Below are 13,960 nucleotides of genomic sequence, written 5' to 3' on the forward strand. Positions count from 1 at the left end.
CCAGAGTGATACCGTCCAACCGACTCATTACACGAAATCGAGTCTACACCGGTAAGTAGTTTCGCACGACCGTATCAATACGCACCGACAAGAGGGAACCAGAGAGTCCGAAGAACGGGCCAGTATCAACCAGAAGTAAATGTTCAATCAAAGCCTTGCCGACCCAGGGTCGGTTTGGTAGGATCGAAATGGATACCTCCTGTATTCGACAGCTGATTTTTGATAGCCCCTCGACAGGTCGGGTCAAGCCGGGCAAGACACAGGGCGCGTATCGGTCAGGTCAGGTCAGGTCAGGTCAGGGACTGACTTCAGACTATCTCTTCGAGTACTGACTCGCCAGACCCATCCTGTGATTCCCATTCCCATTCGTCTTCGACACGCACGCGACCGTCCTCAAGCAGCTCGACAGTGCCCACGGAGTGGCCACTCGCCGTCTCATGCTCGGAGTTGATCTGTGAATATCTGATGTCCCATTCATGACCATCGGACGTTCCAACCAAGTGCCCATCAAGAATCGTCCCACCTGAACAGTGGGCGTAAATCCGTTCTCCCTCTTGTTCGAAATTAAAACGGGTATCGCCACTCACTTCACCGGTATTGCTATTTGCAACACCGACAAGTGTCCGGCCACGAAGCGATATGTCTTCTGTCATATGGTGTTGCACCGGTAATGAACTCAAAAAAGCATCGCACGAAATTGCTGACTTCAATCTCTACTACATGTTCCATCGACCCGCTGCAAGTTACAGAAAGCGTATTCAGCACCCTGGCTGATGACGAACGCCGACGAGTGCAGAGGCGAGCGTATCTGTTTGGGCGTTTCGGAGGAGGAGTAAACTCACCTCAGATGATCGAACTTCGACCCCGAGAGAATGATCCTTCGTTCGGTTCGGAGGGGACCCCCTATGCGGTTGCGATGGCCTCTCACGCGCGCGCACGCGAAAGGCCTAACAGTGTCTGGGCCTTTCTTACTGTTGTGAGTAGTTCAGAGACGACCCGGACAGACAGTGCTGGCGTTCCCGCGTACGACAGCGTCGACGTATCCGTTCTCGTGATTGGGGCGGGCGCTGCGGGCGCCCGTACTGCGATCGAACTCGCTGAACGCGGCGTTGAGGACGTACTGGTGCTCGGCAAACGGAGCCACGGCGACGCACACACGACCTGGGCCCGTGGCGGGATCAACGGCGCACTCGGGACCCACGATCCGGAAGACTCGTGGGCGATCCACGCTGCCGATACGCTCAACGAGGGCCACTTCGTCAACGACCCTGATAAAGTCGAGACGGTCACGAAGCAGATGCCCGACCGGCTCCGCGAACTCGATGAGTGGGGGATGGCCTTCTCCCGAACCGACGACGGCGAAATCGACCAGCGCTTCTTCGGCGCCCAGTCGTTCCGCCGAACCGCGTTCGCCGGTGACCACACTGGCGAGTCGATGCTGAACACGCTCGTCGACCGGGCCCAAGAGCTGTCGGTTCCGTACCGCGAGAACGTGATGATCACGACCGTGCTCTCGGACGGCGATCGAGCCTACGGCGCCGTCGGATTCGACATGGATACCGGCGACTACCTGTTGTTCAACGCCGGGACCGTCGTGCTCGCGACCGGAGGATATGCGGCGATCTACAACCGCCATACGTCCAGAGAAGACGAGAACAACGGCGACGGTCCGGCGCTGGCTTACAACGCCGGCGCCGATCTGATCGACATGGAATTCGTCCAGTTCCACCCGACGGGGATGGCGGTCGACGAGAGCGATCCCGAGTGGGAGCCATGGAGCGGACGCCTCGTCACTGAGGCGGTTCGCGGCGAAGGGGGACACCTCTACAACGCAGAAGGAGAGCGGTTCATGAAGCGGTATTCGCCGAACCAGATGGAACTCGACGCCCGCGACGTCGTCGCCCGCGCGATCGCACAGGAGATCGCCGAAGGCCGGGGCACCGAGAACGGTGGCGTCTACCTCGACCTTTCACACAAAAGCGAGTCGTTCATCCGCGAACGCCTGCCGAGGATGTATGAACGGTTCGACAGCCTCGGGGTCGATATGTCATCCGAACCGGTTGAAGTTGCTCCGACAGCCCACTACGGTATGGGTGGCGTCGCGGTCGACGGGTACGGCGAGACGAGCGTGGGTGGCCTGTTCGCTATCGGAGAGACGATGGCAGGCGTCCACGGGGCGAACCGCCTGGGTGGGAACTCGCTGGCCGAAACCGTCGCTTTCGGCGCTGTCGCCGGTGAGCGGATCGCCGAACGCGCCGACAGTCCGGGTCACCTTCCGGAAGAGGTCCTCGACGACGTCGCGAAACCGCAGCTGCGCGACCTCGCGGCGCTGGCAGGGCGTGAAGGGACCCACGAGGTAACGGACGTGTTCACCGACTTGCAGGATCTGCTGTGGGAGCACGCCGGAATCCTCCGCGACGAGACGTCCCTGCGGGCCGGACTCGACGGACTCGACAGGCTGCGGGAGAAGGCCGGGGATATGGACGTCGGCGGAGTCACGAGCGACTCCTTCGAGTTCGCTATCGACATCGGATTCATGCTGACCGCTGCGGAAGCAGTGCTGCGCGGTGCTCTCCAGCGGACCGAATCCCGGGGCGCACACTACCGGACCGACTACCCGGACACCGACCCCGACTGGCAGCGGAACATCTACTTCGAGCGGGCTGACGTCGGTGGCATGTCCATGCATACTGAACCAGTTGGAACCCCCAGTGAGACCGTTCAGGAGGCTCTCGACGAGGGGTACGAACTGGACTACCATCAGCTCGAGTAGCGACTCTCTCGACTCTCCTACGTCGCCGATTCTGCATCTTTCGAGACGGAGCCTCCGGCCTCAAAGAGCGGGGGCTTCCGACGGTCAGTCGAAGCTCGAAAGTCGTCCGGCGAGGGGTGACGCAGGGGCTGGCCGCACCGTTGGGGGCCTATCCCGCTTTTTCGTTTCGCGCCGCCCACGGCCGGAGGATCGCGTAGACGGTTCGGGACCGGGGGACGTCGACGCCGTGCTCGTCGGCCGTCCGGACGACCGCCCCCAGGAGAGCCTCCAGTTCCATCCGCTTTCCGTTGGTCATGTCGTAATGGAGCGACGAGTAGGTATCGTACTCGAGGTCGCGCGCGAACGCGATCCACTCCTCGATGACCTCGTCGGTGACGTGGATCCCCTCGGCGGCCGCCACGTCGCTTGCCTCCTCTATGAGATCGACGAAAAGCGACCAGGACTCGTCGCTCTCGCGGATCGCCCCGATCGGGAGCCGGATCGCCGCCGTGACGCCCGACATCGCGGCGATGAAGGTGTATTTGTTCCAGAGTTCGGTCCGGATCTCCGGCGAGAGGACACCCTCCATCCCGGGAGCGCGCGCACAGAGTTCGTCGAAGCGTTCGGCGCGGTCGCTCCGGTCGCCGTCGAGTTCGCCGTAGACGATCCGGGCCGGGCCGTCGGTGTGTTCGATCACGCCCGGGTCGCCGATCGTCGAGAAGATGTACGCGACACCGCCCATCACGTGTTCGCGTCCGATCGCCCCGGCGAGATGGTCCTCGTTTTCGACCCCGTTCTGCAGGGAAAGGACGGCGGTGTCGTCGCCGAGAAGTGGGTCGAGATCGCGGGCCGCCGACCGGGTGTCGAAGGACTTGACACAGAACAGGACGACGTCGCACTCGCCGATGTCGGCCGGATCGGACGTGGCCGGGAGGTCGACGCTGAAGTCGCCGTGGACACTCTCGACGTCGAGGCTGTTCTCCCGAAGCGTCCCCAGGTGTTCGCCGCGGGCGATCAAATGAACGTCGGCCCCGGCCTGCGCGAGTCGACCGCCGAAGTATCCGCCGACGCCGCCGGCGCCGTAGACTGCGATCTTCATACAGGCGTATGGCGGCGTAGATCACTTTACTGTGCCGTCAGGTCGCCGCTCGTGCCGGTGGTCGTTTCGGACGGGGCGAAAACGCCCCGTCAGTTATCGAACCGCGACTGGACGAACGGCTGGGCGTCCTCGACCTCGCCGATGCGGGAATCGGACAGAAGCACCGCCTCGGTCTCCTCCTGTGGGACCGAGAGGTTGATCTCCTTCGTCCGGCCGTACCGGCCCTTCGAGACGACGATCGCGTTGACGATGCCGAGCATGTCGAGTTCGCTGATGAGATCGGTGACCCGGCGCTGGGTGAGCACGTCGGCGTCGATCTCCTGACAGAGCCGCTTGTAGATGTTGAACACCTCGCCGGTGTTGATGTTGTGGACGCCGTTTTTTTCGAGTAAGATCGTCGCATAGAGGACGAGCTTCGATTGGGTTGGCAGGGTCCGGACGACCTCGACGACCCGGTCGAGTTCGATCTTCTCTTGGGCCTTGCGGACGTGTTTCTCCTCGACCGTCTCGGTGCGGTCGCGTTCGGCGAGTTCGCCGGCGGTCCGGAGCAGATCCAGCGCCCGGCGGGCGTCGCCGTGTTCCTGGGCGGCGAAGGCGGCACACAGCGGGATCACGTCCTCCGAGAGGATCTCGGGTTTGAACGCGGTCTCGGCGCGGTGCTGGAGGATATCCCGGAGCTGTGTGGCGTCGTACGGCGGGAAGACGATCTCCTCCTCGCCGAGACTGGACTTGACGCGGGGATCGAGGAAGTCGGTGAACTTCAGGTCGTTGGAGATCCCCATGATCGAGACCCGGGAGTTTTCGAGTTCGGAGTTCATCCGCGAGAGGTTATACAGCGTGTCGTCGCCGCTCTTCTCGACGAGTTTGTCGATCTCGTCGAGCATGATCACGACAACGCGCTCGTGGTAGTCGACGGCGTCGAAAAAAGTCGAGTAGACCCGGTCGGTGGGCCAGCCGGTCATCGGGACGGGGTCGAACGCCTCCAGGTCGTCTTCGAGTTCGTCGATCCTCGTTTCGATGGCCTCGACGTCGTCGAACTCCGACTCCTCGAGCGCGTCGGCGGCGTCGGTCGCGCGATCACGGAGGGACCCGAGTTCCTCGGTGCGCTCTTCGATGTACGTCTCGTTTTTGTCGATAAACTTGTTTGCGAGCTGGGCGAGGACCCGGTACTGGGTGTCGGTGACCTCGCAGTTGATGTACTCGACCTCACAGGGGACCTCGTACTTCTGGGAGGTGGTTTCGAGCTCCTCGCTGACGAACTTCGCGCTCGCGGTCTTGCCGGTCCCCGTCTTGCCGTAGATGAGGATGTTCGACGGGGTGTCCCCCCGCAGCGCCGTGACGAGGATCGTCGCCATCTTGTTGATCTGCTCCTCGCGGTGGGGGAGTTCATGCGGCGTATACGACGGGCGGAGCACTTCCTTGCTCTCGAAGATCGGCTCGCCTTCGAGGAGGTCGTCGAAGAGACCCCGTGAGGCGCCGTCGGCCTCGGAGTCATCCCCGGCGTCGGTATCGAGATCGAGGTCGTCGAGGTCGATGTCGCCCGAGAACCCGTCAGCCCCGCCGGCGGTTTCGATTTCACCGGCGAGAGGACCGCTCCCGTCGCTGCTTTCGGGGTCGGTGCCCTCGTCCGTCTCTTCGACCCCTGTTTGGGACCCCTTCGTTTCATCTGGAATATCGACAGACTGCGTCGACATGTCAGCCGTGATCGAATCCGAATCAGTATTTAAATTTGCGGAGGTGTCCGTCCCGTCGAGGCTGGTCTGCTCGTCCGGACGGTTCCGGTCGTCCTGAGAGCGTGTGGAGTCGTTCGAATCCCGATCCGGGGGGCTATCGGAAGGATCGCTCTCCCCGGACTCGTCGGGATCGGTTCGACGGTCAGTGCTGTTTCGGTCGGGATCGGCCGCCGACTGGTTTCGGGCCCCAACCCGATCGTCGGCCGGCGTTTCTTCCCCGGTATCTTTGTCGGTCATTCTTTTCAAAACCCCTCCATTTCATGTGGAGTTCGGCCGCGCGGCACCCGAGAGTGGATGTTACAGAGGATAAACCCGGACTACGTATATATAGGTGTATGACTGTTGTCCAGTTGATGCAGTCGAACCGATGGTGGAAAATCATAATAAATCTTTCCGTTCCCACACAGGATCAGACGGGGCTGTTCGATCCAGGACGGACCGCTCGATCCGGACAGGCTTCGTCCGACCGTCGGACAGAACGGCTGATACACTCGACCGAGAACTGTTCCGGGTCGGTGGCATCGAAGCATCTATCCGACGGTAGCCGGAACGGCGGGGGTTCACTGAGGACGAGTTTCCGGACTAGTCCCTCACGACCAGCTCCGGCGGACGTCCCCATTCGATCGAAGTAGTGACTCCCCGGAAGTGGTGACCCCCGGGGTCTCGACTTTGGGGGTCGATCTTGAGTATGATACTGCGACAGACTGTGACACCTCGATGGACCGGAAGACGAATCCCACGAACCCCCCCACCCCTTCGTTTCAACTGGAATCGGGAAAGGTGGGGGAGGGGGGGCAGAGCGGGCTTTCGTGGTAAGGAAACGTTTATTATACTTCCTCTAGAACGATACCCGTAGTGTATAGAAATTATTGTCTTAACTTATTTTCTATTATTACTGTACTCAATTAATATAATTATACTAATCCACCGTATTTCTAGTTTCTTCCCAATAAAATTTGTTGCAATATGAATGAATCCGTGTTTTGTCGATAGGAACCGTCCGCTGGGGTCGTCGGATCCTATCGAATCCGACCGTTTCGCTTTACACCGATCCCCGGGTTTCTCCGGTTCCAGTTGAAACGAAGGGGTGGGGGTGTAGCGGGTACAAGGGAGAGTGGGGATGTAGCAGGCCGGAACGATCGAGAGCCGAGTGTCCGTCCGGCCACACCCGCCGGCTAGAAAACAACTGCTCGGAACGTCTATCCGACAGTTCTTTGTCACTGTATGACCCTCGTCTGACACACAGTTAAGTGAGTGCGGAATGCTAATACGTTCAGAGCGACCTCGATTTCGACCCGAAATCGGGGGCGCGGGAGGATGATATGGGACTGCTAACAAGCCTCAGATCGAGCATTTCTCGGGCGACCTCGAGCCTGTTCGAGGGGGACGAGACGAAACGAATCGGCATCTACGGGCCGCCTAACGCGGGTAAATGTCTCGCACCCGACGAAGAAATACTGCTCGCGGATGGCACTTACAGACGTATCGAGGACATGTTCGAGTCGGTCGCAGCGGCCGATCCGACGGACGTCAGTGACGACCCGGACGAGACGTGGCTGGAATGTGAGAGCGGGACAGAGATACGAATCCCCGCACTTCGGTCGGATCTATCGGTCACCGCTGCTCCCGTCTCGCACGTGTTCAGACAGCAATACGATGGCCCCCTCTACCGAATCGAGACACGGCTTGGGCGCGAAGTCACGGTCAGCCCCGCTCACCCGTTCGTCTCGGCGACGGAGAACGGAATCGAGAACGTTCCTGCCGAAACGCTCGAAGAGGGCGACCGCCTCGCACTTCTGTCGTCGTTCACTCCGACCCCCGAAACGTCGGGCGAGTGGACGACAACTGTCCCCGAGACACTCGCTACGGACGGGGGAACGGCAGTCTACAAGTCGACGTATCACCGCCCGAAACCGGTACACGAACAGCCCTTCGACGCCCGGATGGCGAGATTTCTCGCACTGACGATCGCGGAAGCACAACACGAGGACGGCCACATCGCGTTCGCCAACGAGAGCGAACGGCTTCGCGAGGAATTCCGTCGTGGGGTCGAACGGTTCGGTGTCGAGACGACGACCTACGAGTACGACGGAAAGACGCCGGTCGTCAGGGTCAACTCCCAGTCGTTGACTGAATACCTGAAAGCGTTCGACTGCCATCCGGCCGGCTCACACGACAAGCGGGTTCCGGAGTCGGTACTCACTGCGGACGACGAAACCGTCGCGGAGTTCCTCCGGGTGCTGTACGATTGTGAAGGGAGCGTCTCCCCGCCTGACGACGAGCGGGGCCGGTACGTGCGGTTTTCGAGCGCCAGCCGGGAGCTCGTCGTCGGAGTCGGAATCCTGTTGCTCCGGTTCGGCATCGTCGGGAACATCCGTGAACGCACACACGACGGCGAAGAGTACTACGAACTGGAGATCGGACGGAGCGACCAGCATCGGATGTTTCGTCGACATATCGGCTTCGATCACCCCGAGAAATCCACCCGCCTCGATGGACTCTGTGAGATCGACTCGAAGGCGAACGTCCATACATTGCCCCTGATGCCGCTGCTCGAAGACGCCCGTGACGACCTCGGGATGACTCAGGCGGAGTTCTACGGCGACAGCAAACACGTCGCCCGGATGCGTCGCCGAAACCGGATTACGATCGACCGGCTGGAATCGATGGCCCGACGACTCCCGGACGAGGGCGTTGTCGATATCGTTCACGACCTCGATGATGCCGATGTCACGTGGGACGAAGTGGTCGAAATCGAGGAGATCGAGCACGAGGGGTATATATATGACCTCACGGTTCCGGAACACCACACGTTCGCAACCGCGGACGGTCTCGTCGTCCACAACACGACCTTAGCCAACCGCATCGCCCGCGACTGGACCGGCGACGCGGTCGGTCCCGAAAGCCACGTTCCCCACGAGACCCGTCGAGCACGACGGAAGGAGAACGTCGAGATCAAACGGAACGGCAAGTCGGTGACCATCGACGTCGTCGACACGCCCGGCGTCACGACCAAGGTCGATTACAAGGAGTTCCTCGAACACGACATCGAGAAAGACGACGCCGTCCGCCGGTCACGGGAAGCGACCGAGGGCGTCGCCGAGGCGATGCACTGGCTCCGCGAGGACGTCGACGGCGTGATCTACGTCCTCGACGCCGCGGAGGACCCCTTCACCCAGGTCAACACGATGCTCATCGGGATCATCGAGAGCCAGAACCTCCCGGTCCTCATCTTCGCGAACAAGATCGACCTCGAGGACGCGAACATCCAGCGCGTCGCCAACGCTTTCCCACAACACGAGACGATCCCGCTTTCGGCGCTCGAGGGCGACAACATGGACGAAGTGTACGACAAGATCGCGGAGTACTTCGGGTGACATCATGCCTGGAATAACTGCCGACGACGACGGCGAAACGGACGAATCGGTCCTCGAGGATGCCGATCCGAACCGCTCCGGCGATCCGAACCCCGACGGGTCCGACAGCGCCCCGACCGACGACGGCGGGATCCAGATCGACATGATCAGCGCCGACCGGATCGAGGGCATGCGAACGATGGAGAAGATCCGGCTCATCCTCGATGGCGTCCACGACGGCAACATCGTCATCCTCGAGCGGGGGCTCGACCCGGACGAGGAGTCGAAACTCATCGAGGTCACGATGTCCGAGATCAATCCGGACGGATTCACCGGGATCGAGATCGAGACGTATCCCGGCGAGAAGAAAAACGACAGTGGGTTGCTCGGTCGGCTCATAGGTAACGACGACTCCAGTAAGCTGACCGTGATCGGTCCCGCGAATCGCCTCGAGACGCTCCACAAGGACGAAACGCTCATCAGCACGCTCGTAACGCGCACCTGACGCCACTCATATGCCACACCAGTGTACCGGCTGCGGCCACACGTTCGAGGACGGATCCAAGGAGATGCTCTCTGGCTGTCCGGAGTGCGGCGGCAACAAGTTCCAGTTCCGGCCGGCGGGCGGACCCGCCGGTCGGTCGACCGATGGGACCGATGCCTCGCCGGAGGGCGATGGCGATACGGTATCCGGAGATCCGGACCCGAACGACGCCGACCGGCCGACCGGTCCCGATCGGCCGGAGCCGGACACGTCGTCGGTCGCCGAGACGGTCGGCCGGGCCACCACGAGAGTCCGCGATTTCGTCTCGTCGAACTCCACGCCGTCCGACCCCGAGTCGGCTTCCGAGTGGCCGGACGAGTGGGAAAGCAGTACCGACCTCCCGTCGGACGAAACTTCGGGCCCCCCGGACCCCTCCCTTTCGGGTGGAGACCCCGACCGAACGCGGCCCGACTCGGGCGAATTACCGGCCAACGAAGACGAAGACGAAGATGAAGACGAAGACGACATCATCGACGCTGACGCGCGTCGGGCCGCCTCCGAGAGGAGTGAGGGACCGAAGGAGGACACCGCACAGGCGAGTGCGCGTACCGATGTCGTCTCTCCGGAGGAACTCGACGAAAGCGCCCCGGTCTCTCCGGAGGAACCCGACGACGGCGTCCCGGCGGACGACCGGTCGCTGGCTTCGGACACCGACGACTCCTCGGCTACCGACGACTCCTCATCCGAACCGGACCGTTCGCCCCCTGCTTCCCCGGCCGCTCCGGACTCGACTCGCGACGGCGAGGTCGTCAGCGAACCGACCGGCGAGGACCCGGATCTCTCCGAACTCAGAGCGCAACTCAACGACCAGTTCGAGTCGATCAAGATCCTCGAACCCGGGCAGTACGAACTCAACCTGATGGAACTCTACGACCGCGAGGAGTACATCATCGCGCTCCAGGAGAACGGCCGGTACGTCATCCAGGTCCCCGAACAGTGGATCGGCGAGGACGCTGCCGACCGTTGATCCGTTTTCGATACCCGATCGCCCCGAGTAGCTGCAACCGGAGCTTCCGGCCGTGTTCACCTGTCTTCGAGACGATCCAACACGGCGTCGGCGTCGTAGGAGAGAGACAGCGCACGCGAGCGCCCCCGCCCCTCGACGCTCGTGTACTCCGCCTCGATGAGCCCGAGTTTCTCGAGTTTGTTGATGATCTCGGAGTACCGCGTGTATCCGAGCCCCGTCGCCTCGCTGAACGCCTCGTAGACGTCGCCGGCCCGCTCGCCGTCGTGGTCGGCGAGCACCCGTATCAGGGCGGCCTCCGACTCGGACAGCCCACGGAGGTGCCGCGAGAGGTGGACGTACTTCGCCTTCTCGTAGGCCGTATCGACGTCCTCGATCCCGACCTCGGTCGAGCCGCGCATCTCGGCGTTCAGTCCCGCCCGCCGGAGGAGGTCGATCCCGACCCGGAGGTCGCCGCCGCTGTCGGCGGTGTGGCTGGCGACCCGATCCAGCACCTGCGGGCCGACGGCCCCCTCCCGGAACCCCCGTTCGGCGCGCTCTCTGAGGATCTCCGCGATCTCCCGTTCTCCGTAGGCGTCGAAGTACACCTCCTCCGGCCGGAACACCGACTGCACCCGACCGTCCAGTTCCTCGATGACGTCGAGATCGAGATCCGAGGAGACGACGATGACGCCGATCTTCGCCCCGGAGTGGGCCTCGTGGGCGCGCAAAAGCGAGTACAGCGTCTCCGAGGCTTCGCTCTCATAAAAGAGGTAGTTGACGTCGTCGAGCGCGACCACGAGGACCTCGTCGTCCTCGACCAGCCGGTCGGTGATCTGGCCGAACAGCTTCTTAAACGAGATCCCCGACGTCGGCGGTTCGTACTCGAAGAGCCCCTCGAAGAGCCGCGAGAAGACGGCATAGCGGGTCGAGTCGACCTGGCAGTTCACCCGGATCGCCTCGACGTCGCTTATGCCCGCCAGTTCGTCGAAGAGTTTCTGTACCGCCGTCGTCTTGCCGGTTCCCGGCGGCCCCCTCGCCATCACGTTCAGCGGCCGCGAGCCTCGAACGGCGGGTCTGAGCGCGTACTTGAGCGTCTCCATCTGCTCGTCGCGGTGGAGAAACGCCTCGGGCAGATAGTCGAGTTCGAGGACGCCCTCGTCGCGGAAGACGGACTCGTCCCACGAGAGCATGTCGTCGTCCGCCATTTCGCTTCACTTTCACCACGCTGGCACGCGTGTTAAGCCTTCGGGCGCTCGGCGTGGTGGTTCGGGCGGGCAGCGTGGTGGTTCGGAGCGGACGGTGTGGCGATTCGGATAGACAGCGTGGCAGTTCGGGTGGACGACGTGGTGGTTCGGGTGGACAGCGTGGCGGTGTTCGGATACGATCGGAAGTGTCCCGCCGATGAAACGACCTAGTGGTCGTGGCCCTCCATCACCATCGGACGTCCGGTTGCGTATTCGTCCGGATTCTCCTTGAAGGCCTCCTTGCAGGCCCGCGAACAGAAGTAGTACGTCTCTCCGTCGTGTGTCGCCGCCGGCTCGCTGTCGTCGGTCCGCATGCCACAGACCGGGTCGCGGTACTGTCCGGGCGCACCGAGACCGCGACGGTACACGTAGAGGAGAAATCCGGAGAGCGCGAAGGCAACGAGGTTGAGATAGAACGTGTAGTTCAGCTCGAAGTACGTCTGCTCGGTCGCCGTTTCCCCGCCGGCCAGATCCGGGACGATGCCGAGGGCGTCGAACAGCAGCTCCATGAGAAAGCCGGTGAACGCCATCGTCACGAAGAAGACGCCGAGGATGTACAGCATGATCGTCCAGCCGTAGTACTTCCGGTAGACGTTCAACACGGGGATCGTGATCAGGTCGGCGTAGACGAACGCGATGACGCCGGCGAAGCTAACGCCGCCACCCCACAGCGCGACGGCGAAGGGAACGTTGCCCATACTGCCGACGAAGCTGACGACGGCGATGGCGACTCCCATGGTCGCGTGCTCGGCGGTCACGAGCAGGCCGTCGCCCTGGACGAACAGCGTGTTCCAGACCCACTGGGGGACGAAGACGATGACGAACCCGGAGATGAGAAAACCCGCGACGACGTCCTTGTAGATCATCGACCACTCTTTGCGGTACTGATTCCCGACCTTGTACCAGCCGCCCCACGACAGCAACTCCTCGCGCCACCCGCCGCGGCTCGAGGTCTGCTGGCGGTAGGTCTCCATACAGCCCGCCGAGCAGAACTGCAGCGTCTCCCCGCCGTCGGTGGTGAGCGTGTACTCGCTTTTGCCCTCCATCCCGCAGGTCGGGTCCTCGCTAACGCCCGCCTCGCGGTCGCGCTCGTTGAGCGTCTCCCGGACTTCCTCGAAGTGGTTCTCGGGAAGCGTGAGATGAACGATGACGGCCATGACGACGATGAGAACGAGCCCGCCGAGCAACTCCGCCAGGAGGAACTCCCAGCCCAGCAGAATGAGGATCATCAGGCCGAGTTCGACGATGAGGTTCGTCGACGCGAACATGAAAGCAAAGAAGTTCACCGCGTGGGCGCCCTTCTTGAAGAGGCCTCTGCCGATGGCGACGGCGCCGAAACTGCACCCACTGCTTGCCGCCCCGAACGCGGTCGCCTTGGCTAGACCGCCCAGGTCACCGTCGCCCAGTATCTGGCCCATCCGCTCTCTGGAGACGTAGACCTGGACGAGACTCGTGATCGTAAGGCCCATGATGATCGCCCAGGCCGCCGTCCAGAGGAATCCGACACCGATCCGGAGGGCTTCACCGACCCCCTCAAGTATTGCCGCCTGCATAGATGTATCATCGCAGGAATCATGTATTGCAGTTGTTGTTAGGATAGTGCTTTTTAGAGTGCTTTGAGCTTATGAATTAAAAATCAGAACGCTCTATACCGTATGATTCTTAGCCGAAACCACATTAAACCGTGACCGCGTACTTACAGGTAGAGACGGACCCACGGAGGGAATACACATGTCAGAACATACAGACGATACGCGACTGGTCACGGTTCTCCTGATAGTCATCGGTGTCTTCGTCCTCTTTCCGATGCTATTCATGGGCTTCGGAGCGATGGGGTCCGGCCCGATGATGGGCGGCACGTGGGGCGGTCATATGTGGGGTGACGGAACGACGCCGGGGTGGATGTTCGTCGTCGGAATCGTGATGCAACTCCTGTTCCTCGCTGCCCTTGTCGGCGGTGGCTACCTCATTTATAAGTCGGTGGCTGGCGGCGGGAGTGACCCGGACCAGGCGCTCGAAGAACTCCGGCTCGCGTACGCTCGCGGCGAGCTGACCGACGACGAATACGAACAGCGACGGGATGCGCTCAAACGCGACGTGGAACGGCGATGAGACCGACCTGAGCAGTAAAAGCGTATCCACCCCGGCTGTTACCCGGTGGCGTCGTATCAGCGCTTACGCGATTCACCTATGGAAACGCTGCGGGGCAAACAAACCACCGCTGACGACAAAATAATTACGCCGTCGTGGAATTCGCTGTCCCCACAGCCGGCAGGCGGTCGGAAC

General features: G+C 61.9%; 9 protein-coding genes and 2 pseudogenes. 6 read left to right on the forward strand and 5 right to left on the reverse strand.

Annotated features, from left to right (window positions below; all coding sequences use genetic code 11):
* Window positions 1–308: 308 nt before the first annotated feature.
* Window positions 309–653 (reverse strand): avidin-fold protein, encoded by a 345-nt coding sequence (locus KM295_RS16040; RefSeq protein ID WP_256031233.1) that lies wholly within the window; start codon window positions 651–653, stop codon window positions 309–311.
* Between the two features lie 323 nt (window positions 654–976).
* Here KM295_RS16040 and KM295_RS16045 point away from each other — a divergent pair, with 323 nt between their 5' ends.
* Window positions 977–2,773 carry an L-aspartate oxidase gene (locus tag KM295_RS16045; protein ID WP_256031234.1) on the forward strand — a complete coding sequence of 599 codons (1,797 nt, stop codon included), beginning with the start codon at window positions 977–979 and terminating at the stop codon, window positions 2,771–2,773.
* Window positions 2,774–2,921: 148 nt separating this feature from the next.
* On the opposite strand, the gene KM295_RS16050 is transcribed toward KM295_RS16045, so the two are convergent.
* Window positions 2,922–3,851: a ketopantoate reductase family protein gene (locus KM295_RS16050; protein WP_256031236.1), complete on the reverse strand. Its 930-nt coding sequence runs from the start codon at window positions 3,849–3,851 to the stop codon at window positions 2,922–2,924.
* An 89-nt stretch (window positions 3,852–3,940) separates the two neighbouring features.
* Entirely contained in the window at window positions 3,941–5,821 is a 1,881-nt protein-coding gene (locus KM295_RS16055) for a Cdc6/Cdc18 family protein (RefSeq protein WP_418904819.1), read from the reverse strand.
* 1,085 nt (window positions 5,822–6,906) lie between these two features.
* Here KM295_RS16055 and KM295_RS16065 point away from each other — a divergent pair.
* The 4 genes and pseudogenes from KM295_RS16065 to KM295_RS16080 form a co-directional block, all read left to right on the forward strand.
* A pseudogene (locus KM295_RS16065) lies at window positions 6,907–8,424 on the forward strand (LAGLIDADG family homing endonuclease); the annotation flags it as partial.
* 6 nt (window positions 8,425–8,430) lie between these two features.
* Window positions 8,431–8,961 (forward strand): annotated as a pseudogene (locus KM295_RS16070) (GTP-binding protein); the annotation flags it as partial.
* A 142-nt stretch (window positions 8,962–9,103) separates the two neighbouring features.
* The gene (locus KM295_RS16075) at window positions 9,104–9,445 is read left to right on the forward strand and encodes a DUF2073 domain-containing protein (RefSeq protein ID WP_256031245.1); all 342 of its coding nucleotides are present in this window, start codon (window positions 9,104–9,106) and stop codon (window positions 9,443–9,445) included.
* Between the two features lie 10 nt (window positions 9,446–9,455).
* Window positions 9,456–10,451 carry an OapC/ArvC family zinc-ribbon domain-containing protein gene (locus tag KM295_RS16080; RefSeq protein WP_256031239.1) on the forward strand — a complete coding sequence of 332 codons (996 nt, stop codon included), beginning with the start codon at window positions 9,456–9,458 and terminating at the stop codon, window positions 10,449–10,451.
* Window positions 10,452–10,507: 56 nt separating this feature from the next.
* Here KM295_RS16080 and KM295_RS16085 read toward each other — a convergent pair whose 3' ends face one another.
* Together KM295_RS16085 and KM295_RS16090 are read right to left on the reverse strand one after the other, a co-directional pair.
* Window positions 10,508–11,635, reverse strand: coding sequence for an ORC1-type DNA replication protein (locus tag KM295_RS16085; RefSeq protein WP_256031240.1), 1,128 nt, complete (start codon window positions 11,633–11,635; stop codon window positions 10,508–10,510).
* Window positions 11,636–11,841: 206 nt separating this feature from the next.
* Window positions 11,842–13,227, reverse strand: a complete 1,386-nt coding sequence (locus tag KM295_RS16090) for a permease (RefSeq protein WP_256031241.1) — start codon at window positions 13,225–13,227, stop codon at window positions 11,842–11,844.
* 178 nt (window positions 13,228–13,405) lie between these two features.
* Between KM295_RS16090 and KM295_RS16095 the strand changes: the two genes are divergently transcribed.
* Window positions 13,406–13,786: an SHOCT domain-containing protein gene (locus tag KM295_RS16095; protein WP_256031242.1), complete on the forward strand. Its 381-nt coding sequence runs from the start codon at window positions 13,406–13,408 to the stop codon at window positions 13,784–13,786.
* The last annotated feature ends 174 nt before the right edge of the window (window positions 13,787–13,960 follow it).

The sequence above is a fragment of the Natronomonas aquatica genome (assembly GCF_024449025.1).
Lineage (GTDB): Archaea > Halobacteriota > Halobacteria > Halobacteriales > Haloarculaceae > Natronomonas > Natronomonas aquatica.

What these genes read in the sequence shown, in the direction of transcription:
- KM295_RS16040 (WP_256031233.1), bottom strand. Translation starts at nt 653, where the DNA reads ATGACAGAAGACATATCGCTTCGTGGCCGGACACTTGTCGGTGTTGCA.
- KM295_RS16050 (WP_256031236.1), bottom strand. Translation starts at nt 3,851, where the DNA reads ATGAAGATCGCAGTCTACGGCGCCGGCGGCGTCGGCGGATACTTCGGC.
- KM295_RS16055 (WP_418904819.1), bottom strand. Translation starts at nt 5,821, where the DNA reads ATGACCGACAAAGATACCGGGGAAGAAACGCCGGCCGACGATCGGGTT.
- KM295_RS16075 (WP_256031245.1), top strand. Translation starts at nt 9,104, where the DNA reads ATGATCAGCGCCGACCGGATCGAGGGCATGCGAACGATGGAGAAGATC.
- KM295_RS16080 (WP_256031239.1), top strand. Translation starts at nt 9,456, where the DNA reads ATGCCACACCAGTGTACCGGCTGCGGCCACACGTTCGAGGACGGATCC.
- KM295_RS16085 (WP_256031240.1), bottom strand. Translation starts at nt 11,635, where the DNA reads ATGGCGGACGACGACATGCTCTCGTGGGACGAGTCCGTCTTCCGCGAC.
- KM295_RS16090 (WP_256031241.1), bottom strand. Translation starts at nt 13,227, where the DNA reads ATGCAGGCGGCAATACTTGAGGGGGTCGGTGAAGCCCTCCGGATCGGT.
- KM295_RS16095 (WP_256031242.1), top strand. Translation starts at nt 13,406, where the DNA reads ATGTCAGAACATACAGACGATACGCGACTGGTCACGGTTCTCCTGATA.